Source organism: Vibrio sp. YT-19(2023) (genome assembly GCF_033337395.1).
In genome coordinates, this window is the sequence record NZ_JAWOQN010000043.1 from 1 (window position 1) to 25,967 (window position 25,967).

The 25,967-nt window shown below is 43.4% G+C and carries 16 protein-coding genes and 1 riboswitch; of the genes, 10 read left to right on the plus strand and 6 right to left on the minus strand.

Annotation, left to right across the window (positions count from 1 at the left end):
- Positions 1 to 827 precede the first annotated feature (827 nt).
- Positions 828 to 2,159, minus strand: coding sequence for a cation:proton antiporter (locus tag R7E78_RS21675; RefSeq protein WP_053306797.1), 1,332 nt, complete (start codon positions 2,157 to 2,159; stop codon positions 828 to 830).
- 191 nt (positions 2,160 to 2,350) lie between these two features.
- Here R7E78_RS21675 and metH point away from each other — a divergent pair, with 191 nt between their 5' ends.
- Positions 2,351 to 6,031: a methionine synthase gene (gene metH / locus R7E78_RS21680; protein ID WP_154204997.1), complete on the plus strand. Its 3,681-nt coding sequence runs from the start codon at positions 2,351 to 2,353 to the stop codon at positions 6,029 to 6,031.
- Between the two features lie 86 nt (positions 6,032 to 6,117).
- On the opposite strand, the gene lysC is transcribed toward metH, so the two are convergent.
- Positions 6,118 to 7,470 carry a lysine-sensitive aspartokinase 3 gene (lysC, locus tag R7E78_RS21685; protein ID WP_053350596.1) on the minus strand — a complete coding sequence of 451 codons (1,353 nt, stop codon included), beginning with the start codon at positions 7,468 to 7,470 and terminating at the stop codon, positions 6,118 to 6,120.
- Between the two features lie 101 nt (positions 7,471 to 7,571).
- A riboswitch (Lysine riboswitch) is annotated at positions 7,572 to 7,750 on the minus strand.
- Positions 7,751 to 7,970: 220 nt separating this feature from the next.
- Between lysC and R7E78_RS21690 the strand changes: the two genes are divergently transcribed.
- Positions 7,971 to 9,092, plus strand: a complete 1,122-nt coding sequence (locus tag R7E78_RS21690) for a pyridoxal-phosphate-dependent aminotransferase family protein (protein ID WP_262640746.1) — start codon at positions 7,971 to 7,973, stop codon at positions 9,090 to 9,092.
- Positions 9,093 to 9,154: 62 nt separating this feature from the next.
- Here R7E78_RS21690 and R7E78_RS21695 read toward each other — a convergent pair whose 3' ends face one another.
- The 4 genes from R7E78_RS21695 to R7E78_RS21710 form a co-directional block, all read right to left on the minus strand.
- Positions 9,155 to 10,933, minus strand: a complete 1,779-nt coding sequence (locus R7E78_RS21695) for a PglL family O-oligosaccharyltransferase (protein ID WP_171344983.1) — start codon at positions 10,931 to 10,933, stop codon at positions 9,155 to 9,157.
- A gap of 67 nt (positions 10,934 to 11,000) precedes the next feature.
- On the minus strand, positions 11,001 to 13,823 hold the full coding sequence (gene uvrA, locus R7E78_RS21700; protein WP_262640745.1) for an excinuclease ABC subunit UvrA: 2,823 nt from the start codon (positions 13,821 to 13,823) through the stop codon (positions 11,001 to 11,003).
- A 149-nt stretch (positions 13,824 to 13,972) separates the two neighbouring features.
- Positions 13,973 to 14,845, minus strand: coding sequence for a UTP--glucose-1-phosphate uridylyltransferase GalU (gene galU, locus R7E78_RS21705; RefSeq protein WP_005381239.1), 873 nt, complete (start codon positions 14,843 to 14,845; stop codon positions 13,973 to 13,975).
- 159 nt (positions 14,846 to 15,004) lie between these two features.
- Complete coding sequence (locus R7E78_RS21710; protein ID WP_005381237.1) at positions 15,005 to 15,649, minus strand: LuxR C-terminal-related transcriptional regulator; 645 nt, start codon at positions 15,647 to 15,649, stop codon at positions 15,005 to 15,007.
- A gap of 277 nt (positions 15,650 to 15,926) precedes the next feature.
- Here R7E78_RS21710 and R7E78_RS21715 point away from each other — a divergent pair, with 277 nt between their 5' ends.
- The 8 genes from R7E78_RS21715 to R7E78_RS21750 all read left to right on the plus strand — a co-directional run bounded on the left by R7E78_RS21715 (position 15,927) and on the right by R7E78_RS21750 (position 25,807).
- On the plus strand, positions 15,927 to 16,466 hold the full coding sequence (locus R7E78_RS21715) for a single-stranded DNA-binding protein (protein ID WP_005387798.1): 540 nt from the start codon (positions 15,927 to 15,929) through the stop codon (positions 16,464 to 16,466).
- A 174-nt stretch (positions 16,467 to 16,640) separates the two neighbouring features.
- Positions 16,641 to 17,963 carry a site-specific integrase gene (locus tag R7E78_RS21720; RefSeq protein ID WP_318058229.1) on the plus strand — a complete coding sequence of 441 codons (1,323 nt, stop codon included), beginning with the start codon at positions 16,641 to 16,643 and terminating at the stop codon, positions 17,961 to 17,963.
- Between the two features lie 6 nt (positions 17,964 to 17,969).
- On the plus strand, positions 17,970 to 19,523 hold the full coding sequence (locus tag R7E78_RS21725; protein WP_318058230.1) for a site-specific integrase: 1,554 nt from the start codon (positions 17,970 to 17,972) through the stop codon (positions 19,521 to 19,523).
- On the plus strand, positions 19,516 to 21,885 hold the full coding sequence (locus tag R7E78_RS21730; RefSeq protein ID WP_318058231.1) for an integrase: 2,370 nt from the start codon (positions 19,516 to 19,518) through the stop codon (positions 21,883 to 21,885). Before R7E78_RS21725 ends, R7E78_RS21730 begins: the two co-directional genes overlap by 8 nt.
- A 5-nt stretch (positions 21,886 to 21,890) precedes the next feature.
- On the plus strand, positions 21,891 to 22,310 hold the full coding sequence (locus R7E78_RS21735; protein WP_318058232.1) for a hypothetical protein: 420 nt from the start codon (positions 21,891 to 21,893) through the stop codon (positions 22,308 to 22,310).
- Positions 22,311 to 22,317: 7 nt separating this feature from the next.
- Positions 22,318 to 22,455 carry a hypothetical protein gene (locus R7E78_RS21740; RefSeq protein WP_318058233.1) on the plus strand — a complete coding sequence of 46 codons (138 nt, stop codon included), beginning with the start codon at positions 22,318 to 22,320 and terminating at the stop codon, positions 22,453 to 22,455.
- Between the two features lie 371 nt (positions 22,456 to 22,826).
- Positions 22,827 to 23,537: a hypothetical protein gene (locus R7E78_RS21745; RefSeq protein WP_069498177.1), complete on the plus strand. Its 711-nt coding sequence runs from the start codon at positions 22,827 to 22,829 to the stop codon at positions 23,535 to 23,537.
- Positions 23,531 to 25,807 carry a DEAD/DEAH box helicase gene (locus R7E78_RS21750; RefSeq protein ID WP_318058234.1) on the plus strand — a complete coding sequence of 759 codons (2,277 nt, stop codon included), beginning with the start codon at positions 23,531 to 23,533 and terminating at the stop codon, positions 25,805 to 25,807. Before R7E78_RS21745 ends, R7E78_RS21750 begins: the two co-directional genes overlap by 7 nt.
- Positions 25,808 to 25,967 lie beyond the last annotated feature (160 nt).

The following is a 25,967-nucleotide window of genomic DNA, read 5'->3' on the forward strand; positions in this document are numbered from 1 at the left end:
CGCCGGGGGTCGCGGGTTCGAGTCCCGTCCACTCCGCCACTTATATTAAGCCTCAGTCGAAAGACTGAGGCTTTTTTTGTTTCGGTTCGCCGACTTACCTTAAAACCACTTTCATATTGAAACCTTGCATCGAGAGGCCGGCTTCCCTCTGGCGATGCTTTCTAAGCCCTGTTTGAGTGAAGTGGAACGCAGTTTTGTGTGGTTCCTGCAGTCTCGAGCGCTAGTTTTGAGCCTCTTCATTCACCAAAGCTCCTTTTGTTCGATATTAGAAAATCTAGGTATGTGACAGAGTTTAATTGTTTGAGGTGTCACTTGTTCCAATTTTGAAAACAGGACGACTTTGAATACAAGTTTAGTCTCACTGAGATCAAGAGAGAGGGGGACTAAATTTCTGTTAAGGCTTTGATCTACCTGAATGCTAGCTCAGTTTTATCTTGGTGAGATTGCTAACCTGTTTGGGTTCTGAACGCAATCACCCTAAATGTATCTTTCTCATAAAAATACAAACTCGCTCATTGCTAAGTATTGTGGAAGTTTAGCTTTGATATTTGCGAGGAGCCTATATTGCCAAGAGAAGAGAAGAGAAGAGAAGAGAAGAGAAGAGAAGAGAAGAGAAGAGAAGTGATAAATGGGTAAATTAAAAGGCTCGTCTATGAATACTATCTATCGGCAATAGTTAGTATCTATGAAAATGCAGCGTAGCGATTCTTAGTATATTTGAAGGTATATCAAAGAATAAGGAGCACTCGTCCTTGAAGGGGAGTCTGAAAATTAGTTATGAAAAAAGCAGCTAGGTAGCTGCTTTTTATTTATTAAGTTACGTGTCTTTAAGAGTCCACTGGCTCCGTATGTTCCGGAGTGGTTATTGCTTGGTTGTTCTCTTCCATCTTCTTCTCTTCTGCTTTTGCTTTTTCAATCATTGGGGTGATTGTTGAGCCTTGAATGAGGATAGAGAAAACAACGACGGAGTAGGTCATTACAAGAATAATCTCTTTTACATCGATTAACTTATCTTGAATCACCCAAATACCAGATGGAATGGAAAGTGCCATTGCCAATGCAAGGCCCCCGCGTAAGCCGCCCCACGTCAAAATACGTACTGACCACGGGTTATATTTTCTGTAACGCTTAAAGCCAATGTACGAGAGAAATACGCTTAAATAGCGAGCTGCTAGTACAAGAGGGACTGAAATAGCCATCATAATCCAGTCTTCTTTGTGGAATTCAAATAGCAGCATCGACATGCCGATCAGTAGGAATAACACGCCATTCAAGAACTCATCAACAAGCTCCCAAAAATGGTCAAGGTGATCTTCACTCTCTTTTGAAAAGCCAATAAAGCGTGTCCAGTTGCCAATCATAATACCGGATACAACCATCGCGAGTGGGCCTGATACATGGATGTATTCAGCAAATGCGTAACCTGCTGTTGGGACACCAATGGTAAGTAACAATTCCATTGAGTGATCATCGGTGGCACTGATCAAGTAGTGGAATAGCAAACCGAGGACGAAACCATATGTGATACCACCGATAGCTTCTTGGATGAAGAGCAAGGTGACACTACCTACAGTTGGTGCCTCAGTGCCAAATGCAATCGTAAATAGAGTGACGAAGATAACCAAACCGAAGCCATCATTGAAGAGCGATTCTCCTTCAATCTGAGTGGAGATACGTTTAGGAGCATCTAGTTTTTTCACAATAGCCAATACAGCGATTGGGTCAGTTGGCGATATTAGAGCACCAAATAGTAAGCAGTAGACCAAATCAAATTGGATGCCAATTAACTGACAAAACCCATACAGTGCAAATCCAATAAAGAACGTGGAAAACAGTGTGGCTCCAAGGGCTAAAACAGTGATCTCCCACTTTTGATCTTTAAGGTTCGGGAGTTTGATGCCTAGTCCACCAGCAAATAGTAAGAAGCCAAGAATGCCTTTGAGCAAGAAATCTTCGAAGTTAATCCTTGTGACCGTCTCCGTCGCAATTTCGGTGAGATGGAACCAGTTGTTTTGACCCGCAATTAAGATTAGAAGTGAAAGCACCATTGAACCTGCGGTAATCGCAATGGTGGTTTGCATCTTTCCTATCTTGCTGTTTACAAAAGCAATTAGCATCGCAGCTGCGGATAGAAAACATAAAGTATGATAGACCGACATAGAGCTCTCTATTTGTAACATTTTATGAATGGAATTCTCGGCTGATGCTGCTTAAATAGCAAACATTTTTTCGTGATTATTTTGTAAGTTAAGAAGGAGATAAAATAATCATTAATTCCACGTTTAGACGTCTAGACTCCTGAAGTTTGTGTGATAGGATGGAAAGATAACTAAAGGAATGAGGCTGTACTGTGGGAAGTAACGTAAGACAACAGATTGAAGCTCAATTGAAGCAACGTATTCTTTTGATTGATGGTGGTATGGGAACCATGATTCAAGGGTACAAACTTGAAGAGCAAGACTATCGAGGAACGCGCTTTGCGGATTGGCATTGTGATCTAAAAGGTAACAACGACCTGTTGGTTCTAAGTCAGCCTCAACTTATCAAGGAAATTCACGCTGCATATTTAGAAGCGGGTGCAGATATTCTTGAGACCAACACTTTTAACGCAACAACCATTGCGATGGCTGACTACGAGATGGAAAGCCTAAGTGAAGAAATTAACTTTGCAGCTGCCAAGCTTGCACGTGAAGTTGCAGACGAATGGACCGCAAAAACACCCGATAAACCACGTTATGTCGCAGGGGTTTTAGGGCCAACAAACCGAACTTGTTCTATTTCTCCTGATGTAAATGACCCCGGATATCGAAATGTTTCTTTCGACGAGTTAGTTGAGGCTTACTCTGAATCGACTCGAGCGCTTATTAAAGGTGGTTCAGACCTTATTCTTATCGAGACCATCTTCGATACGCTTAACGCTAAGGCTTGTTCATTTGCTGTTGAAAGTGTGTTTGAAGAGATGGGTATTGAGTTACCTGTGATGATCTCGGGGACTATTACTGATGCTTCCGGTCGGACATTATCCGGTCAAACCACAGAAGCGTTTTACAACTCATTACGTCATGTTAAACCGATTTCGTTTGGTTTGAACTGTGCACTTGGTCCAGATGAGCTGCGTCCTTATGTTGAAGAGCTCTCTCGTATATCAGAATCTTTTGTTTCCGCTCACCCAAATGCTGGGCTTCCGAATGCATTCGGCGAATACGATTTGTCGCCAGAAGATATGGCTAAGCATGTTAAAGAGTGGGCTCAAAGTGGCTTTTTAAACTTGATTGGTGGGTGTTGTGGTACAACTCCTGAGCACATTCGCCAAATGGCACTCGCGGTTGAAAATATCGCCCCTCGTCAATTACCTGAACTTCCCGTTGCTTGTCGCTTGTCTGGCTTAGAGCCACTCGCGATTGATAAAGACTCTTTATTTATCAATGTCGGTGAGCGTACGAATGTAACCGGTTCTGCGCGTTTTAAGCGCTTGATTAAAGAAGAGCTGTACGATGAAGCGCTCGATGTGGCTCGTCAACAAGTTGAAAATGGCGCTCAAATTATCGATATCAACATGGATGAAGGCATGTTGGATGCACAAGCTTGTATGGTTCGCTTTTTAAACCTTTGTGCGTCAGAACCTGAAATCTCAAAAGTACCAATCATGGTTGACTCTTCCAAGTGGGAGGTTATTGAAGCCGGTCTTAAGTGCATCCAAGGCAAAGGCATTGTTAACTCGATCTCTCTCAAAGAAGGCAAAGAGAAATTCGTTGAACAAGCTAAGTTGATCCGCCGTTACGGTGCGGCTGTGATTGTGATGGCGTTTGATGAGATTGGGCAAGCAGATACACGTGAGCGCAAAGTAGAAATTTGTACCAACGCTTACCGAATTCTTGTTGATGAAGTGGGCTTTCCACCAGAAGACATCATTTTTGACCCAAACATTTTTGCCATTGCTACGGGGATCGAGGAGCATAATAACTATGCGGTGGATTTCATTGAAGCCGTTGGCGATATCAAACGTGATTTACCACATGCGATGATCTCGGGTGGTGTTTCTAACGTCTCATTCTCTTTCCGTGGCAATAACTATGTACGTGAAGCGATTCACGCGGTGTTCCTCTACCACTGTTTTAAAAATGGTATGGATATGGGGATTGTGAATGCGGGTCAGTTAGAAATCTACGATAACGTGCCTGAAAAATTGCGTGAGGCTGTGGAAGATGTCGTTCTTAACCGTCGTGATGACGCCACTGAGAGATTGTTAGATATCGCGGCGGAATATGCAGGCAAAGGGGTAGGTAAAGAGGAGGATGCCTCTGCACTTGAGTGGAGAACTTGGCCTGTTGAAAAGCGCTTAGAGCACGCGTTAGTGAAAGGAATAACTGAGTTCATCGTTGATGATACCGAAGAGGCTCGTGTCAACGCTTCAAAGCCATTAGAGGTGATTGAAGGCCCACTAATGGATGGGATGAACGTCGTCGGAGACTTGTTTGGTGAAGGTAAAATGTTCCTTCCTCAGGTCGTAAAATCTGCACGAGTGATGAAGCAAGCAGTCGCGCATCTGGAGCCCTACATCAATGCAGAAAAGCAGGTGGGACAAACAAACGGTAAGATTTTGCTAGCGACGGTCAAAGGTGATGTACATGATATCGGGAAAAATATCGTTGGCGTTGTATTGCAGTGCAATAACTACGAAATTATCGATCTTGGTGTCATGGTTCCTTGCGAAAAGATCTTAAAAGTAGCGCAAGAAGAAAACGTCGATATTATTGGTTTATCAGGGTTGATCACGCCTTCATTAGACGAAATGGTGCATGTTGCAAAAGAGATGGAGCGTCTCGACTTTAACTTACCTCTTCTCATCGGTGGCGCAACAACGTCAAAAGCCCATACAGCAGTTAAGATTGAGCAAAATTACAAGCATCCAGTGGTTTACGTGAACAACGCCTCACGTGCAGTGGGCGTATGTACTTCTCTTCTGTCAGATGAACGTCGCCCTGAATTTGTTGAAAAACTTCAAGCTGATTACGAACGAGTACGTGATCAACATAATCGAAAGAAACCGAGAACCAAACCAGTGACATTAGAAGCGGCTCGAGCGAATAAAGTTGCGATCGATTGGGAAGCTTATACTCCTCCAGTGCCTGTTAAGCCTGGCATTCATATCTTCGATGATTTTGATGTGGCTATATTACGTCAATACATCGATTGGACACCATTCTTTATGACTTGGTCACTTGTGGGTAAGTATCCAACAATTTTCCAACATGAAGAAGTTGGTGAAGAAGCAAAACGTTTATTCGAAGATGCCAACGAGTTACTTGATCGAGTTGAGCGAGAAGGCCTGTTAAAAGCGCGTGGAATGTGTGGCTTATTCCCTGCTGCGAGCGTGGGGGACGACATTGAAGTTTATGCTGATGAAACTCGTACCGACGTTGTGAAAGTATTACGTAACTTGCGACAACAGACCGAGAAACCAAAAGGATTCAACTATTGTTTATCCGACTACATCGCACCTAAAGAGTCGGGTAAACATGATTGGATAGGGGCATTTGCTGTCACTGGTGGTATTGGTGAACGAGAGCTTGCTGATGAATACAAAGCACAGGGAGATGATTACAACGCAATTATGATTCAAGCGGTGGCGGATCGCCTAGCCGAAGCGTTTGCTGAGTATTTGCATGAGCGTGTCCGTAAAGAAATTTGGGGTTATGCTGCGGATGAAGATTTATCTAACGATGATCTCATTCGTGAAAAATACCAAGGTATTCGCCCTGCACCAGGTTATCCAGCGTGCCCTGAGCATACTGAAAAAGGACCGCTTTGGGAGCTACTTAATGTGGAAGAGAATATTGGCATGACTCTAACCTCCAGCTATGCAATGTATCCGGGCGCGTCAGTCTCTGGTTGGTATTTCTCTCATCCTGACTCACGTTACTTTGCGATCGCACAGATCCAAGAAGATCAGCTAGAGAGTTACGCCGATCGTAAGGGGTGGGATAGGATCGAGGCTGAAAAATGGTTAGGGCCAAACATTAACGGTTAAATTGATGTTTACCTCGTCCAAATGTAACAACTAATGAAACGACAAAGGGCTGCAGATACGCAGCCCTTTGTTTTATTGAGTTGAACTTACTTCTCAAACAACTCAGTGTGGAGTTTTTGTATGGCTTGTTTCGATACTGATTCATGGAGCAAGAAGCATAAGTTGTGAGGGCTAGCGCCATAACAAATCATGCGTAGGTTAAAATCTTCTAGCGTGCCAAAAACCTGTTTCGCGTAGCCTTTACTCTCACTCATGTTGTTACCAATGAGAGCAACGAGGCATAGGTCACGTTCAACTTCTACCTTACATAACTCTTCTAACTCTTCTCGTACAGCTTGCGGCAGCTGCGGCGCGCCGCCGGATGTATCGGTTTGATCAAGTGTTAACGATACACTGATTTCAGATGTTGTGATCAAATCGACAGATATCTTATGCTTTGCAAGGATCTCAAAGACCTTTGCTAAGAAGCCGTATGCGTGGAACATATTGGCGCTGCGTAGCGTTACCATGGTTTGGTTACAACGCAAAGCTAGCGCACGGAATAACGGTGAGCTTTCGACTTGGTGGCGAATCCAAGTTCCCCCTTTTTCAGGCTCTTTCGATGACCCCACAAATACCGGAATGTCGTGGCGCAATGCAGGTACTAGCGTAGAAGGGTGAAGGATTTTAGCGCCAAAGTTAGCCATTTCTGAAGCTTCACTAAAGCTGATCTCGGGAATTGGTGAGGCTTTTGGTGCAATTCGCGGGTCTGTTGTGTAGATACCCGGAACATCAGTCCAGATTTCTAGCCCTGCCGCTTTAACGCTCTCAGCAATTAAGGCGGCGCTGTAATCGCTGCCCCCTCGACCTAATGTTGTTGTATTACCGGCTTCGTCAGATCCTATGAAGCCTTGAGTAACAACAACGGATTGTTGGCAAAGTGGTACGAGTTTATCTTGCGCAAGCGTCGAAATTGCTTCAATGTTTGGCTCCGCGCGACCAAAGTTGTCATCAGTACGCAGCACATCGCGGATATCAAAGCGCACTGCTTGAATGCCTCGCTCACACATTAACTGAGTTAGAATGTGCGTCGACATGAGTTCACCACATGCGACTAAATGATCGGTTAACTTCGCACTAGCTTGGATAGATGCAGCCTCGGCCAGGCTGGTTACGGTATCTAATATGCCATACACCTCGGCAGCAGTTTTCGTGCTGTCTTCGAGCTGAGTTAAAATGGCGTCATGAATGTTGGCCAGATTTTGCAGCAGCTCAGTACGGTGCGTTTGATCCTGAACGCCGTTGGCGAGTTCTACCAATAGGTTGGTGACGCCAGAGCAAGCGCTGCTCACGACCAGGCGAGTATTTGGATTGTTTTCGATAATGGTGGCGCAACGACTCATTGCCTCAAAGTTGGCAACACTGGTTCCACCGAATTTAGCTACGTTAAATGCGCTCACTGCGTTCTCCCACGACTTCCTAAAAAATTGTACATCCAATGTTTAGTGAGAAAAGGAACAGAGCAAAAAGAGAGGTATTTAGAATGCTATTTGAAAAATTTACCCTCAGAAGCCCTTCATCAGACTGCGCTGATGACAGTTGATGGGATTCAGCCCAATTCAACCGACAAGTCAAATCCTGCAACTTTGACTTACCTCGGCACTACTCCCCCTCAATGATTGGTGTTGGAATTGCGGTTCCACAAATCATCTACCTGGGTAGCGCTCCTCTTCTACATAAAGCTCAAACATTGAACGGTTTTGAGGCCTTAATGTCAATCAATATTTCAACCTTTATGGTGTTTTTTATTAACGATTTTGTGACACTGGTTTGACCTCCATACTTACGGCTAATTGCTGATAGAGGAAAAATCTATTAGGGTGAAGAACCCTACACCTGAGCCATGTTATTGAATAGAACTTTTAGAATGCTCAGGATAAAAGATAATCAAGGAGCTGACATGTCGATCCAAAGCTTTATTCCGCCTCACCGTATTTTAATGGGACCTGGTCCTTCTGATATTTATCCTCAAGTGTTACAAGCACTAAGCCGTCCTACGGTAGGTCACCTTGATCCTCTGTTTATCGGTATGATGGATGAGCTCAAGCAGCTATTGAAGTATGCCTTTCAAACTGACAATGAGTTCACTATTGCGGTTTCAGCGCCTGGTAGCGCAGGGATGGAAACCTGCTTTGTAAACTTGATCGAGAAAGGCGACAAAGTGATCGTCTGCCGTAACGGTGTATTTGGTGAACGCATGCGCGAAAATGTCGTCCGTGCTGGTGGCGAAGTTGTTATCGTCGATGATGAATGGGGGACGCCTGTTTCCATTGATAAAGTCGAGCAAGCACTCGAACAGCACCCAGATACAAAAATTCTTGCTTTTGTGCATGCGGAAACCTCAACTGGTGCAGTCAGTGATGCTCAAGCATTGGGTAAGCTGGCGAAACAGCATAATGCATTATCTATTGTTGATGCGGTGACATCGCTTGGTGGTGTGCCGTTAAAAGTGGATGAATGGCAACTGGATGCGGTTTACTCTGGCAGTCAAAAATGTTTGTCATGTGTACCAGGGCTCTCACCAGTGACGTTTTCTACTGCCGCGATTGAAAAGATTCAAGCAAGAACAACACCAGTACAGAGTTGGTTCCTCGATCAGAGTTTAGTTTTGGGGTATTGGAGTGGAGAAGGCAAGCGTAGTTACCATCATACGGCGCCAGTTAATAGCTTGTATGCGCTTCATGAAGCTTTATTGATACTGAAAAATGAAGGATTAGAAAACGCTTGGGCTCGTCACCAACTGATGCATGAAAAACTCAAAAATGGCTTACAAAAGTTAGGCTTTAAATTTGTTGTGGACGAAGCCCATCGGTTGCCACAATTAAATGCGATTTACGTGCCTGAAGGAATTGATGAAGCAAAAGTTAGTGCTCACTTGCTAGAAACCTATAACCTAGAAATTGGTGCAGGCCTTGGGGCATTAGCTGGTAAAGCGTGGCGTATTGGCTTAATGGGTTACGGCGCTCGATCTGAAAACGTTGCGCTGTGCTTAAAAGCGTTAGAAGAGTCACTCACTGAATAAAATCATACAGCAATGAGATGAAGAAAAGCGAAGGTCATCCCTTCGCTTTTTTGTACTTATTACTATTCACCTGAAGTGGGGGCTGGTGAGGCAGAGATTGCTTGAGAAGGTGGTTGGTAATTGACGTCACTGAAATCAATCTTCGGGAACAAAAACTGCGCTTCAGCTCTAATTTGCTCCGCTTTACTTGAGTCATCTAAGCCTTGGTAGGCCAAAATCAAATTATTATAAAATGCAGGGCGAGGCTTATCTTTGATGATTTTTAGCGACCAATCGATATAAGGCTGAATCAAGGTTGCGTCTTGTTGGTACAGCCCAAGGTTTAAAAACGTGCTATAGACATCCCAATCAAATCTGTCTTTCCAAACTACAGGGTTACTGACTTGATTCAGAATATCAGGGTTAGTTGGTCTAGTGGTCTCAAACTTCGTCAATACATAGTTCGTATGTAATGCGCTTACCATGTAAAACGTAAACGCAACGGGAAGTACCAAACTAAAAACACGCAGCAAGCTTTTGGTTACATTACTAAAGCCAACTTGTCGATAACGAGAGACGCGCTGATCGACCCAGTACAGTAGGATAACGAAGATCAACCAATGCACGAGAGAGTGGTAGAAAGGGTATTCCAGTTGTGAGTGCAATACGATAGGTATAAACAAGCCCAGCAACGCAAGACGAGTTCCGCGTTTGGCTTGATAGATTCGATACAGTACCAGTGCCATCGCTAAGAAGATGCCGAGTATTGGCAGTAAGCCACCTTCTACTCCCCAGTAAAGCAGCTCGTTATGCGGATGATCCATGGCAGGCAAACCTGCTGGGTAATTCTCATTAAGGGCATGTTGACGAGCCGTATACAGCATGTACTCAGATTCAAACTTGCCATATCCATAACCAGTAAAAGGCTTTTCAATCACCATGTCTAATGTTTGCGGAAAAGTATACGCTCGAGGAGACTCCATATTTACTTTTTCTGCGGCTAACCCACCTCCATCAGGAAAGGCAAGATGCATGACAACGACTGAGAGTAAGAGCCCACTTACAAGTGACACAACCCAGCGGATAAAGCGCCCTTTGGTTGCAAAGCGGTACATGTATGGAATGACCAACAACACGGCGATGACCGAGGCTAACCAACCAGTGCGTGAAGCCAACGCCACAATTAGTGGTAAAGTTAAAACTGGTACGGCATAGAGAAGGTAAACATCGCTTAACTTACGATCGTATTTGTAGGGCTGACGTGCAAGTAAATAGCTGGCAATCACCAACCCTGTCGCAAGAAAACTGGCCATTACATTGGGCTGTTGGAAAATACCATAAGGACGATTGGCCACCGTGTCGTAACCAAACGGATTGCCTGGTTTGAGATACAGATATTGTGTCAGACCAAAAATGGCTTCGATAACAACCGCAAGGACAATGAACCATAATAGGCGTTGGCGATGTTTATTACTGAAATGAAATTGTTGTAAAACAATAAAGAACAGGACACCACACCACAGGCCAATGAGCTTATTGGCTGCCAAACTGCTATTCGCATTTGGGTACAGAATGGGCACCGTCATGATAAGAGCACTAATGAACAAGCCGATGGTTAGTTTTGAGTAACGTAGTACTCGATTATTCGCAAGTTGGTAACACCCAATGCCTAATGCAAAGCTAAAAGCAATCCAAGTTGTCGCATTGAACGAAAGCGAAAGCCCCGAACCGCCGGGGTTGGGCATGAAAAAGTGCATTGCCAACACAAATAGTGTTGCCAAGGCAATGAGAAACTTGCGATTGAGGGGAACCTGTACTTTTTCGGGAGAAAGCTTTGTTCCACTTACATGTATAGTAGCCATAGTTATTGCGTTGTTTTGAATGAAAAAAGACCAGCACTTGCTGGTCTCGATACTTTACCTGTTTTTTCTACTTCAACATAGGCTTGAGGAAGTGAGCTGTGTGCGAACCCTCGATTTGCGACACATCTTCCGGAGTGCCTTGAGCGATTATCTCGCCGCCACCCTGACCCCCTTCAGGACCAAGATCGATAATCCAGTCCGCAGTCTTAATGACGTCCAGGTTATGCTCGATCACCACGACAGTATTTCCGTGGTCGCGAAGTCTGTGCAGTACAGTGAGCAACTGCTGGATATCATGGAAGTGAAGGCCGGTTGTTGGTTCATCCAAAATGTACAAGGTTTTTCCTGTATCACGTTTGGATAGCTCTCGCGCCAGTTTCACACGCTGTGCTTCACCACCGGAGAGTGTTGTTGCCGCTTGACCCAATCGTATGTACGACAAACCCACATCCATCAGTGTTTGTAGTTTGCGAGCGATGGCAGGAACTGGATCGAAGAAGGTGCGTGCATCTTCGACCGTCATTTCTAGCACTTCATCAATAGTTTTACCTTTGTAACGTACTTCGAGCGTTTCACGGTTGTAGCGTTTACCTTTACACACATCACATGGCACATAAACATCTGGTAGGAAATGCATTTCTACTTTGATAACACCGTCACCCTGACAGGCCTCACAACGACCACCGCGTACGTTAAAACTAAAACGGCCCGGCTTGTAACCGCGAGAACGCGACTCCTGTGTGCCTGCAAACAGTTCACGGATTGGTGTAAAGATCCCCGTATAGGTTGCAGGGTTAGAGCGAGGTGTACGGCCAATTGGGCTTTGATCGATATCGATGACTTTATCGAAGTGCTCTAGACCTTTAATCGATTTATAAGGTGAAGGCTGAGCCGTTGTCGCTCCGTTAAGTTGGGTATGCGCAATTTTAAAGAAAGTATCATTAATCAGCGTTGATTTACCTGAGCCAGATACTCCTGTAATACAGCTGAATAACCCAACAGGAATTGAAAGGTTAACGTTTTTAAGGTTATTACCTGTTGCGCCTAATAGCTCAACCGTTTTTTTCGGATCTCGCGGCGTGCGATCTTTCGGTACTGCGATTTCTTTAACACCACTTAAGTACTGACCTGTCAGAGAATTCGGATTTGCGATTATCTCTTCCATGGTGCCTTCCGCAACAACATTACCACCATGTACGCCAGCACCAGGACCAATATCTATGACATGATCTGCACAGCGAATCGCATCTTCATCGTGTTCTACCACAAGTACGGTATTACCTAAATCGCGCAAATGAGTGAGCGTTTTTAATAAGCGTTCATTATCACGCTGGTGGAGACCAATCGACGGTTCATCTAAGACGTACATGACACCAACAAGACCTGCACCAATTTGGCTTGCTAAACGAATACGTTGAGCTTCACCGCCTGATAAGGTTTCTGCACTGCGTGATAAGTTTAGGTAGTTCAAACCGACGTTAACTAAGAATTGCAGGCGGTCGTTGATTTCCTTCATCACTTTTTCAGCGATTTGGGCTCGTTGACCTTCCAGTTTCAAGGAATGGAAGAACTCCAATGCATCAGCAATGCTGAGTTCAACAATCTCAGGTAGTGTCGTATCAGCAATAAACACGTTACGTGCTTCGAGGCGTAGACGAGTACCGCGACAGCTTGAACAAGATTTAGTGGAGATGTATTTTGCAAGCTCTTCACGGACAGAGTTGGATTCTGTATCACGATAGCGACGTTCTAGGGTATTCAGAATACCTTCGAATGGATGGCGTTTAACGCGAATATCGCCACGATCGTTGATGTATTTAAACTCAATCTCAGTACGACCTGAGCCCTTTAGAATGACATCTTGCGTTTTCTTTGGCAGAGAATTAAAAGGGGCATGGAGGTCAAAACCATAATGATCGGCCAATGAGGTGAGCATTTGGAAGTAGTAGTAGTTCTTTTGATCCCAACCGCGAATCGCACCTTGTGCCAAGCTTAATGAATCATCTTGAATGACTCGGCTTGGATCGAAGTATTGTTGAACACCCAAGCCATCACAAGTGCCACATGCACCAGCAGGATTGTTGAATGAGAAAAGTCGCGGCTCTAACTCTTGCATGCTGTAACCACATTGTGGACAAGCGAAGTTGGCGGAGAAAATAATCTCTTCACCGTCGCCATCCATTGGCGCGACAACCGCAATTCCGCCTGATAATTCGAGTGTTGTCTCGAAAGATTCGGCCAAGCGCTGTTGTAAGTCTGGACGAACTTTAAAGCGGTCTACCACGACTTCAATGGTGTGCTTTTTATGTAGCTCAAGGGTTGGAGGATCGGAAAGATCGCAAGTTTCTCCATCAATACGCGCACGAATAAAGCCTTGAGCCGCTAAGTTCTCAAGCGTTTTAACATGCTCACCTTTACGTTCTTTGACAATAGGCGCCAATAGCATCATTTTGCTGCCTTCCGGCATCTCTAGGACTTTGTCCACCATTTGGCTGATGGTTTGCGCAGCAAGAGGGGCATGGTGCGTTGGACAGCGGGGTTCGCCCACACGAGCATACAATAGACGTAAGTAGTCGTAGACTTCGGTAATTGTACCGACGGTTGAACGCGGGTTATGAGAAGTAGATTTCTGTTCAATAGAAATCGCAGGTGATAACCCTTCAATGTGGTCGACATCGGGTTTTTCCATCAGAGACAAAAACTGACGAGCGTAGGCAGAGAGAGACTCTACGTAGCGTCGTTGGCCTTCTGCATACAATGTATCGAAAGCGAGAGAGGATTTACCGGAGCCACTTAGTCCAGTAATGACAATCAGTTTATCGCGAGGGATTGTAAGATTAATGTCTTTAAGGTTATGGGTTCGGGCACCGCGAACTTCTATTTTATCCATCGTTTTTGCTCTATGTATAACCAAGTGGGGCAAGTATTACATAGTGTGAGAAATGTGCAAAGAAAATTACTGGATAAAAAAACAGTAAAGTAAAAAGCCCAGCGTTGTGCTGGGCTTTCGATACAGTAATTTCGTACTACGACGATGCTTTATACTGCTTTTTGTGTTGCGTGCTTACCTAGCTCAGAGGTTTTTTCATCTTTTAGATACAGGTTTTCAAAACAATAGTTAGTTGCTTCGATGTAACCTTCAACGCTACCACAGTCAAAGCGTTTGCCCTTGAATTTGTAAGCCAATACACAGCCCGCTTTTGCTTGTTTTAGCAGCGCGTCAGTGATTTGAATTTCACCACCTTTACCAGGTTCGGTGTTTTCAATCAGTTCAAAAATATCGGGAGTCAGGATGTAGCGGCCAATGATAGCAAGGTTACTAGGCGCCGTGCCTTTCTCTGGTTTTTCTACCATGTCGTCTACGCGGTAGATGTCGTCTTTGATCATTTCACCAGAGATAACGCCGTATTTGTGCGTTTCTTCGGCTGGTACTTCTTGCACTGCAACGATAGAACAGCGGAACTGCTTAAATAGTGCCACCATCTGAGCCAGTACGCCCTCTTGCTCGTTCACACAAAGGTCATCAGCAAGAACAACAGCAAATGGCTCATCGCCTACCAATTCTCGTCCAGTTAGAATCGCGTGGCCCAAGCCTTTCATTTCGCGTTGACGTATATAAGTGAAGTTTGCAGATTCAATGATTTCACGAATATCTACCAACAGCTCTTCTTTGTTGGTACCGCTAATCTGATGTTCCAGTTCGTAGTTCTTATCAAAGTGGTCCATGATCGAGTGCTTGCCACGACCTGTCACAATACACATGCCGTTCATACCAGCTTGGATTGCTTCTTCGACACCGTATTCAATAAGCGGTTTGTTCACGACTGGCATCATCTCTTTTGGCATAGATTTCGTTGCCGGTAGGAAACGAGTGCCATAGCCTGCAGCAGGGAACAGACATTTTTTTATCATTGGGGGAATATCCTATCTCGTTTTTATCAAGAATCTGCGCATAACTTTAACACGAGATGTATCAATGAATCATGAATAAAGTAGGAAAAAATGTGAGACTCGGTGCGGAAAAAAGATGAGCGACTCGTCATTTCAGTTATCAGAGCCGCTAACATGGCATCAAGACATTAAGTTTTGGTCTGCCCAGGCGATTGCCTGTACTCGGTTCTTTACGGATAGCTTTTTGAATATCTGATACAAGTGCGATTTGATGGTGAATTCGCTGACGAATAACTCCTCGGCCATCTGACTGTTCGAGGCGCCAGCTTGTAGGCAACGCAGTACTTGTAGCTCACGAATGGTTAGGTCTACCGTAGCTGGTGCAGTATGAGTATTAATGACATTGCGGTAATAGTGTAAAAGTTGACTGGTTACATTGCGCGGCAGCCAGTTTTGACCGTTAACAATGCCTTTTAACCCTTCTCCAATTTGCTCTAGCGTATCTTCAGAATAAAACACACCTTTTAATTGACCAAATGAAAGAAGTTCATCCGTGGTTAGTCTTTTAGGCACGTTGAAGACAACGGTTTCAAAGTTTTTCCATACAAGAGGCAAGTTTTTGATCGATTGAACAAGTGATTTATGTTCACTGAAGTCGATCAGTAGAATTTTATTACGGTGTTGTGGCTTGGCTTCCATGAGTGCTGCGGTTGAAATCACCGGGATGCTCATATCAACGTACTTTTCGAGTGCCGCCACTTTTTTTTGCGCATTATCTTCCATACTGATCAGAAATAGCTTTCTTGCGTAAGCCGACTTTCTCACGTGTTCCAATCTCCCTGGGTTCAATAGAAGCCATAAACTGGCATTAAAGAGAGGCCATAACCATCGCTTTACTGAATAAATGCGTTCGAATTCAAAGCTTCACGAAACGATGTCTGCAACGCGAATCAAAAATGCTACACACGTAAGTTGAAATACGATTTGGGTTCTAGAGGATGACTCAATAGATCACAATGGTATTAGACTTTAATCAAAACATTAAAGCGTGCTATTCTAATGCGCTAAAATTTTATATATCCAGAGTGAAACGGAGCACATCATGGCCAGCCGTGGAATTAACAAAGTTATTTTGGTGGGGAATCTAGGTAACGACCCTGAAATTCGTTACATGCCGAATGGCGGTGCAGTAGCAAACATTACTATTGCGACTTCTGATTCATGGCGTGATAAAGCGACTGGCGAACAGCGCGAAAAAACGGAATGGCACCGTGTTGTGTTGTTCGGCAAACTTGCGGAAGTAGCAGGTGAGTACTTGCGTAAAGGCTCTCAAGTCTACATTGAAGGGCAACTGCAAACTCGCAAATGGCAAGATCAAAGTGGCCAAGATCGCTACTCAACGGAAGTCGTTGTTCAAGGCTTCAATGGTGTGATGCAAATGCTTGGCGGTCGTGCTCAAGGTGGCGGCGCACCTATGGGCGGTCAACAGCAGCAACAAGGTGGATGGGGTCAGCCTCAACAGCCAGCTCAGCAGCAGTACAATGCGCCTCAGCAACAGCAACCACAACAACAGGCTCCGCAGCAACCACAGCAGCAGTACAATGAGCCACCAATGGATTTTGACGACGATATCCCGTTCTGACGGTTACCTGAGACCTAGTTTTGTTAAGTTTGATTATTTAAATCAAATATAACAAGGGTTTGAGATAAAAAGTTTACAGTGAGTCTTGCAACTTCTGTAAACTTTTTTTATGCTAATTTTATAGTTCGGAGTTACCTTGAAAATTTGTTAAGTTTTATTGAGTTTAAGGACAGAATGAAGACAAAAGCATTTCAAATGGCGAGTGGAGAAAGCTACTCAATTCTTTTAGGTGAGGATGGTATGCCATTGCCTTACCATAACCTCTTTGTCACCCTGCATTACCGAAATCAATCAAAAGCAAGTAACACCTGTTCTCGTGTTTTTGATCACCTTAGCTTTCTTGAGGAAATCTGTCGGTTTGAAAATATTGATTTGATTGAACGATGTAAAACGGGTGATTTTCTGACAAAGAAAGAGTTTGAGAACATTAAGAAACACTCAAAGCTTAAAGTTGCGTCATTCCGTGAAATGGTTGCGAGACATAAATCCTCTAATGTCGTGAGCATCAAGGAAAATAAACTTGAAACGGCAAGAGCCAATTTTGTCGTCAATCCTGAGGGGGACATTTCCCCCCACACAACATACAACCGACTAACTGTGTTTGCGCAATTTATTGGCTGGCTCGAAGAAGAATTGTTTCCCTCTAAAGATTCCACGGCTGAGATCGAACTCAAGAAAATGAGGGGTGACAAGTTTGGCACCAGTGATGAAGCTCTTGATTGGGGAAACTGGCGCTCTCTAGAGCCAATTGAAAAAATTCGAGTCCTTGATGTGGTTCACCCTGACTCCTCAGAGAATCCTTGGAAATCAGAATCTGTTCGATATCGCAATCAACTTATCGTAAACATGTTTTTTTCTATTGGCTGTCGCCGTGGAGAACTGCTTAAAATCAGAGTAAAAACAGACAGCAATCAATCTGATATCAGAAAGCGTGACAAAGACGGTCGTTACTTCGTTATGCTTCGCTCACAAACTGACTACAGCGACAAACGCAAGCACAGACCAGAAGGTAAGACCATGGGGCGATTCGTCCCAATGGATAAACGTTTGGCCGATATGTATGAAAACTACCTTATCCATCACCGTCCTAATGCTGCTGGATCTGAGTATATCGAGTACCTGTTCGTTACTCATAACCATAAGGTGCAAACCAACACCGCCTTATCAATGGCTCAGGTAAATAAAATGTTTCGTGAGATTTCTGAGGTGGTTGGCTTTAGGGTACACCCCCATAGGATACGTCATACGTGGAACGATGAATTCAGTGAGTTTGCAGATAAACGCATTGCCGAAGGAAAAACAACGGAAGCCAAGTCGGAAGCCGATAGGCGAAAATTGATGGGCTGGAGTGAAGATTCCAGTAGCGCAAAACGTTACTCAAAACGACATGATGATAAACGTGCAATGGACATGGCGTTAGACCTTCAAGAAGAAGAGTCAACCACCATAAATTCAATCGTCCAACAACGTGATGAAGATGTTTGGACAGGGGAATAATAAAAAATGAATCACCATCATGTGAATTTTGACTTTGCTAACGAAAGCAAGGTCACAACATGTATGTCATACAATGGCTTTGAGTTTAATTACCTTTCAGACCGATGGACTCTAAATCGGGATGTCACGGTATTGGTGGATTTCTTAGATTCATTTGTACAGCCGTTACAAGAGGATATTCGAGAAGTACTGGTGTTTTATGCTGAAACTTCATCTGCTAAACACACCCAAAATATATCCGTGCAGCTTAAGCTTTACCAAACGATAACAGGTCAAAATGACTTAACTGAACAGGGGGTTGCATCCTTTAAAAATGCATTACCTAAGAAGGAGTGGTACAAGGTATCGGTTGTTCGGGGAATGCTGCGACAAATGCGCTATTTGGGGCTGGATAAACATATTGATGATGCAGTGTTTAAGCTGACTGATCAATGGAGTTTAGGTGGCAATGATAAAGGGGTAGCTGTACTTACTCTTGACCCTGAAACAGGGCCATTCAGTGATTTAGAGTTTCAAGCAATTGGTTTACATGCTGCTCATCGATATGCTGAAGGAGCACTTAGAACAGATGAGTATGCTTGTCTCTCGATGTTTAAGGCGTCCGGTCGTCGTCCTGTTCAGATTGCATCTATCAAGTGTAAAGATTTTTCTTATTCGACCAATTATACCGGATCTCCAACGTATGTGGTGCTGATTCCTAGGGCGAAAGTACGTGGAGGAAAGTTCCGTAGTATCCTAAAGCCTTATGCTTTAGTGAATTCGGTTGCACAGGTTGTTGAGCTACATATCAAAGAGCAAACAGCTAAGGTGGAAGCAGCGTTAGGGCGGAAAATGACGCTTGAAGAAAAAGGTGAACTACCTTTGTTTATCGATGTTGGCACCACTGTAGAAATTCAATCAATACCTCCAGATTCATTAATGGACTATCTCAAATCCGAATTGCCGCATATTAAAACAAGCAACCTAACGAGTAAGCTAAACAGTGCGGTCAAAAAGCTGAATGTCATCAGTGAGCGAACTGGAGAGCCTTTAAAATCAACAAGCTATCGTTTTCGCTATACCTTGGGTTCCAGAGCGGCTAGGGAGGGGGCTGGTATACTTACTATTGCCAACCTGCTTGACCAGTCTGATACGCAAAATGTAAAAGTGTATGTTGCTAACGCCCCTGAGCATGCAGTGCATATTTCAAAAATCATGAACCAACCTCTGGCTCGGTATGCCTCTGCTTTCGCAGGCAAACTGGTTGAAGACGAGGCTGAAGCCAACACAGAAAATTCAGGAGCGGCACGCATTCCTTGTCGAGAAAAAGACTGTGAGGTCGGCTCTTGTGGCTCAAGCAGTTTTTGCCAAGATTATGCCCCTATCGCTTGCTATTTATGCCCTAAATTCCGTCCATGGGCACATGCTCCACATCACCTGATCCTCGAATGGTTGGTTGAAGAGCGAGATCGATTAAAAGTAGATGCCAATGGTGACATGCAAATCGTTGCAATCAATGACAATGCCATTCTAGCGGTATGCCAAGTAATCCAGCTATGTAGGGAGTATAACAATGGCTGATGTATTGATTTTTAAGCCTAAGCATGAGCTTGAGCATACGAAAAACCAAGCCGATTTCATCGAATTAGGACGTCAGATAGCGCCATTAAACGATGAGTATGTCTACGATGAAAACTACTGGGCTAAAGTAGGTAACTTCACTATTTTTGGTGCCAATAGCCGACAAAAAAATCCAGACGAGTTACTGGATGAATCTTTAATTCCCTTTGCAAAAGCTTACGTTACCTATGGCGGCGGAACCACATCAGGAATCAACGTTAAATTCCAAGCCTTACGCGCAATCAATGCTGCTTGGCAGCGATTACACAAGGGCGAAGATTTTGAAACCACCAAGCTTACGGGGAAGGACTTTGATGCAGCTCAGCGCTCAGCTAAGGAATCGTTAAGTGCAGGTGCTGCTTATCAGGCTGGGCGTGGTTTAAATAAACTTCTCAACTTCTTGATTGAGTACAAATTAGTGAAGCCATTTAAGTGGAAGAGTGGACTCAAAAAGCCTGCTGAAAATGCGACAGGGGATGATGCTGACAAGAGAAGGCAAGACAAAATGCCTGACGAAAATGCGTTGATGGCTCTCGCCTCCGTCAATGCTCAAAAAACAGAAGACTTAAGTCCACGGGATATTTTTACGACATCTACGATGACCTTGTTGCTGGCTGCCCCAAACCGTGGTTCAGAGCCTTTGTACTTGCTTTCCGACCCTATTCATACCGATGAGTTGAAAGTTTGGGAAGTACTAAAAATGGATGGTTTTACTAAAGATGATGTGAAGGAAATCCTTAAATACCAAAAAGAGAACGAAATTGTTTTTGAGGATACTGAAGGTGTTGTATTTGACGACTCTGGTAATGTCAGAGAAGACTCTCTGGATGCTGACGATGAAGAGCTAGACCTTACCGCAACCATCCAAATTAAAGGCATAAAATGGTATTCGGGTAAGGACTTTGGGCACGCACACAAGTGGATTCCTACGTGTATGTACGGTGTTGTAGAAGCTGCTGTAGAGCGTTTGAGAGCAAAATCAGAGCCTGCACGAAAGTTTGCAAAGATGCTAGAAGAAAGTTCGTGCTTTCCACGGCACGAGCTTTGTCCTGACGTCCCTGAAGACCAACTCCTAACTATGGATGAAGCTGCAATGGCACTTGGGTTGGACGTGTCAGGGTATGGTGACCTTTCTGATACAAAAAATCGCAAACAATGGCAAACATCTAGAAACAGCTTCCTAAAGCGTAAGGGGATCTTACGTGAAGATTACCAAGTTACGCTCCGAGATTTAAATGTAATCCTTCGAAAAGGTCTTCCAAAGGACTTTCCTTATATACCGTTTAATCGGGGGAATGGGCATGTAAAGGTTAAATGGTCAGAGGCTTTGTATGCTGGATTTGCTAATTGCTTGGACACTGCAAAATCAACCATTTCTACCGAGTTGTACATTCCAACCATTAATACGTTGAATGAAGACCTTGCTCCAACGAAAAAAAAGAACAGAACCACAGGAGAGCTAGCGACAGGTGTGCGTTCGGTTTTTCAGCGTTGGGGGCATGGTGATTTGATCATAACTTCGCATCAGATTCGTCATATGTTAGACACCATGGCCGCAGTCAATGGTATGGATGGAGAGCAACGTGCTAATTGGGCGATGCGAAGCGATCCTAGGCACAATCGTTATTACGACCACACAACTCCTGAGGAGTATGGTGCGGACTTTATTGAAGACCGAGAGGCAGACCTTGTCTCACGGGGTTTGGTGGAGAATACAACAACGGGAACTATACAAATTCAGGTGCAGGTGGCGACACCAAGAACAGTGCAAGAGCTGAACACCAAGACGGCTTTAACCGCACATACAAACGAATTTGGCATGTGTGTGACGTCCTACATGGAAGAGGTTTGCACTAAATATCGCGACTGTATTAACTGCGACCAGCAAGTTTGTGAAAAAGGCGATGACGGCAAATGTGAGCGCATTCGTAAGCGTCTAAAAGAGGAGAAAAGACTTCTCAAAATGGACAAAAAAGCGGTTGATGATGGTGTTCAAGGGGCTAGGCAGTTCTATGAGCGCAGGAAACTGACCACAGAGCGCTGTGAGCAACTGCTTGCCATGATGGAAGACCCAAATATCGAGGATGGTTCTCTAATCAAGCTGCTTAACGTAGAGGATGTAACCCAGTTGGATCGTGCGATGGATGCGAATGGTAAAAAGCGTTTACCTAAGATTGAAAACTTTCAGCGCATCAAAGAGAACCAGAAGGTTACCGTCACGGTTGATGAAATGATTGGTATTGAGAGCAATCCAGAATCATTTGAAGACGAACTACTTGATGCTTTAGATGAAATGGATGCAATAGACTTTTTTGAGGATTGATTATTGTGGCTAAACACTTAACAGACACGGATATTAACAATGTTTGTGAGCTTCTGGATGATTGGCCTATAGACTCTAAGCTCACATGGGATAGGTTGGTAGAGGCTGTAGCACACGATTACAAGCTTTCTACTACGAGGCAAACACTGCAAAAGCAGGCACGTATCAAGCGAGCATTTACTGAGGTTAAGGCGCTTGTCTCGGGTAATTCCCCTAAGGCTGTTGCTGCACGCAATAGACACCTGCCATCCAGTTTGAAGGCAGCGGCTGATCAACTAGAAAAGCGGGAGCGAACCATTGCGCGACTTGAAGCCGAGAACAGCCGACTACTTGAGCAATTCCATACTTGGTTGTACAACGCCACCCAGCATGGAATTACGATTGAGCAACTAAACGAACCGTTGGAAACTAAACAAAAAAAATGAGTGCTCAATGAGCAAAGTAGCTACGGAACTTCATGGCTCGCAAGCAGATGAACGTTTAGCTAAAAAAGAAATACAGGCTGCCACGGGTGTGGCAGCAATCAGCCGTGGTGCAAAACTAAATAGAACAGAAGTTCTAAGCGTGTAGTGAATTAATCTGAATGAAATTTGTCAGCTTCGTCACCTCGATGTGACTAGATCTGACAGGCTATCCTAAATCGGTTCTGCCTCTAAATGAGTTGCAATCAGTATCAGAGCGAATGGAGGGCAAAAGGCCAAACCTGACTCTTGCCATTTTTTTGCTTTCAGAGCTATTTAGTAATTGCTTATGATGTTTCCCAATGGCTGAGGCTCCTAGGTGTGATATTGATGAGCGCATTTAATGATATAAATCGTGATTTAAATCATTAATATATTGGGTTTATAAAAAATAACTAATGCTACTATACACATAACAGATACCCTTGAACGGTTGTAGTTTCAATTTTGAAGCAACTTTTCATATAGATTGGTTAGGTGATGCATTTAGACAAAATTGATAAAGAATGGGGATGTACCCATTCTCGTTACCACGACAGCAGCAACGTCAAAGCATGTATTGTGGCTGTTTCCGATTTAGACAAGATCTCTGAAAAACTAACTTCAGCAGTGCTTGATTCTTCGTGGATGCTCGATCTAGATAAAGGTACCAGAAGGACTTATGAGTATACAGCTAGAGAGACCGCTAATGCTTTAGTGGAGATCTTTAAGAAGTTTTCTGATGACCATCAATTAGGTGCTGAGTTTGGCGAAGTTATGGTATCTATCAGTTCAGCTCGTTCATTATCAATTCTCTTTGATCATATAGCACTACCTATCGCCGAGATATGGAAACCTCAGCTCAAACAAAATGAAGGTTTTGATTTCCACACCGAGTGTACAGAACAGCTAATAAACTTTGGTGAGGCAAAATTTTCTGGGAGTGTAAACCCTCATGGTAAAGCAATACCACAAGCAGCAGGCTTCATTAATGAAGAAAAGCATTTTAGGGATCGGGCACATTTAGTCAATTTGGTGTCCCCTAAATCTATAGAGAATTTGGACGATGACAAGTTTGGTGCCATAGCTGCATTTTCTATAAATTCAAAAGATCACGATTCAATAATGGATAATGCAATAGAAAGTATTCAGGAGTCTGGACTGTTTGAAAAAGTTCAATGTGCTTACGTTATTGGGGTTGTTGTATGTTAGATATTAGAAGCATTAAGGCAGATGCTCGCCCGCAAGTTAGTGTTGGCGAATTAATAGAAACACTACATAAAGATGGCCCAGTGGATCGTGAAGTCATACAGGCGTTAACCTATTACAAACTTTTTCATTCTGAAGTTTTTAAAAGTTTTGAATCTAAGGTGCTGTCAGTTCTTGGATTGTTTTATAAAGATGAGAACCCAACGGACTTATATTCTTTTTTATTGGCAGGATTTGGAAGAGAAAACAAAAAAAGATTTGGTGAATGGCTTACCCCAGTCCAAGCGAGTGTGCGATTAGCGGTAGAAGAAAATCGATACACCTCAATATCAGCACCAACCAGTGCAGGTAAATCTTTTTCTCTAAGGGATTATATTTTTGAGCAAGAGGAAGATAGCGTAATAGTTGTTCCATCTCGAGCACTTATTGCTGAGTATATGGCGACCTTGAGGGAGCGTTTTAAGGACAATAAGCAGGTCATGATCTCTTCCTTTGTTGATTGTGTGTTTACAAGCAGAAAGTTGAGACGAATTTTTGTTCTTACCCCTGAGCGCGCTAGAGAAATTTTTTCACATAAAGACAAATTGAATATCTCGTTATTCTTTTTTGATGAGGCTCAAGTATCAGAAGAAGCTGAAAGAGGGGTTATTTTTGATGTTTTAGTTAGGCGAGTTAAGGCTGCCTACCCAGAAGCAAAACTAGTATTTGCACATCCTTTTGTAGATAACCCTGACGCCCAAATGAAGAAGCACGCGTTAGACGAGAGTCAGGCATATTCTCGGTCATATCCTCACAATACTGTTGGTAAAGCATTTGTATTTGGTCACAGTAACAAGAAAGACTACTATTTTTCACCGTATAAAGAGCAAGGTCACCATGTACGAAATAGTATCCAACTGAATGAAAAATTTGAGAAAATTGCTTTCAATGGCATTCATACAGTTCTGGTTTTTGTGTCTAAAGCGTCATTATACCGAGGGGACTTTATCGATGATTTTCAGAAGTATGTTGACCGATTTGGTTTAATTGAAGATGAATCTGCAACATCTATAATTCAAGAGGTTGAATTGTTGATTGGGGCAAATGAGCAAGACCATCATTCTAATCTTGTTAGTTTGCTAAGAAAAGGGGTAGTCATTCATCATGGTTCTGTACCTCTTGAAGTTAGGTTTCTGATTGAAGAATTTATCAGGCAGGGGCATGCAAAGATTTGCTTTGCTACTAGTACATTAGCCCAAGGTATCAATATGCCATTCGATGTTGTTTGGTTGGACAATATGAGAATGCAGGGTGGTGATGAAGAAGACAAAGCACTAGCATTCAAAAATTTGATAGGACGTAGTGGACGACTTTCTAAGGGGGCAGTGTTTGATTTTGGGTATGTATATACAAAGAATCCTGTATTACTTTCATCGCGTTTAAATACACCATTTACTTTATCTGAAGAATCACTTCTCGAACAAGATATAGAAGGATTGGATGATGAAAGAGAGCTTGTTTCTTCAATAATCGAAGGTACATTTGATGAGGAAATGAATCTTCCTTTAACTAAAGTGGATAGGCTCTCAACAAAAGAAGCCCTAGAGCGAATGGAGTCCGTTTTATATTTTATGTATGAAGATGGATTTGGAGCAAAGCTGTTTGGCAAGGACAATAGAGAAAATAGGCTAGTTACAAAAGACTGTCTAAGGGCTATTTATGAAATCTCGCTAGGTAGACCTTTGCTTTCTGGAGAGAAGAACGTCTTTGATACTGCAATTGAAATATTCTTTCATTTGATTCAAGGACGAAGCTTTAAGGAAATTGTAGGAATAAGGTATAGCTATATTTCAAATAGAGGCAAAAACCAAAACTTGGATGCCAACTTCACTCAGCCTGCGAATAAACTACCAGATAGTGGGTTATTTAATGAATATCCACTGTTTAAAAATACAAAATCTAAGGATGTGAGTTACGATGCTGTCGTATTTGATACCTACGATTATTTGGATACGGTAATCTCATTTTCTTTATCAGACGTGCTTATCGGAGCTTTTAGTATTTATCATAATCATACTAAAGATGCCAAGGCGTTAAAGATGGTAGAGCTATTAAAGTACGGCACTAACGATACTGTTCATACATTGTTGCTACGGTATGGATTTCCTCCAGAAGAGATTAAAGAAATATCAATGTACGTTGAATCTATCTCTGAAGAAAATATCTTGTTTAAGCCAGATGTTCTTGGCTCCTCAGATAATGTGAGGGAACTCGTAGACTGGTATCTGCCATAAGGCGGCAGGCGGAATCAGCGCGGAGCTGGAGGGCAGGCCATTAATTATGCCCTGATACTTCCTACATACATTTACTAATCTTATGCGGGAGAGCTAGTCTGTAATGTCTAGCTCACTTTTGTCTAACTATTAGTTACAAACTCGAAACTTTCATTTTTCT

Bases quoted from the DNA above. Each gene is read 5' to 3' on its own strand.
- R7E78_RS21675 (WP_053306797.1), bottom strand. From the start codon at position 2,159: ATGTCGGTCTATCATACTTTATGTTTTCTATCCGCAGCTGCGATGCTA.
- R7E78_RS21690 (WP_262640746.1), top strand. From the start codon at position 7,971: ATGTCGATCCAAAGCTTTATTCCGCCTCACCGTATTTTAATGGGACCT.
- R7E78_RS21695 (WP_171344983.1), bottom strand. From the start codon at position 10,933: ATGGCTACTATACATGTAAGTGGAACAAAGCTTTCTCCCGAAAAAGTA.
- uvrA (WP_262640745.1), bottom strand. From the start codon at position 13,823: ATGGATAAAATAGAAGTTCGCGGTGCCCGAACCCATAACCTTAAAGAC.
- galU (WP_005381239.1), bottom strand. From the start codon at position 14,845: ATGATAAAAAAATGTCTGTTCCCTGCTGCAGGCTATGGCACTCGTTTC.
- R7E78_RS21715 (WP_005387798.1), top strand. From the start codon at position 15,927: ATGGCCAGCCGTGGAATTAACAAAGTTATTTTGGTGGGGAATCTAGGT.
- R7E78_RS21720 (WP_318058229.1), top strand. From the start codon at position 16,641: ATGAAGACAAAAGCATTTCAAATGGCGAGTGGAGAAAGCTACTCAATT.
- R7E78_RS21725 (WP_318058230.1), top strand. From the start codon at position 17,970: ATGAATCACCATCATGTGAATTTTGACTTTGCTAACGAAAGCAAGGTC.
- R7E78_RS21730 (WP_318058231.1), top strand. From the start codon at position 19,516: ATGGCTGATGTATTGATTTTTAAGCCTAAGCATGAGCTTGAGCATACG.
- R7E78_RS21740 (WP_318058233.1), top strand. From the start codon at position 22,318: ATGAGCAAAGTAGCTACGGAACTTCATGGCTCGCAAGCAGATGAACGT.
- R7E78_RS21745 (WP_069498177.1), top strand. From the start codon at position 22,827: ATGCATTTAGACAAAATTGATAAAGAATGGGGATGTACCCATTCTCGT.
- R7E78_RS21750 (WP_318058234.1), top strand. From the start codon at position 23,531: ATGTTAGATATTAGAAGCATTAAGGCAGATGCTCGCCCGCAAGTTAGT.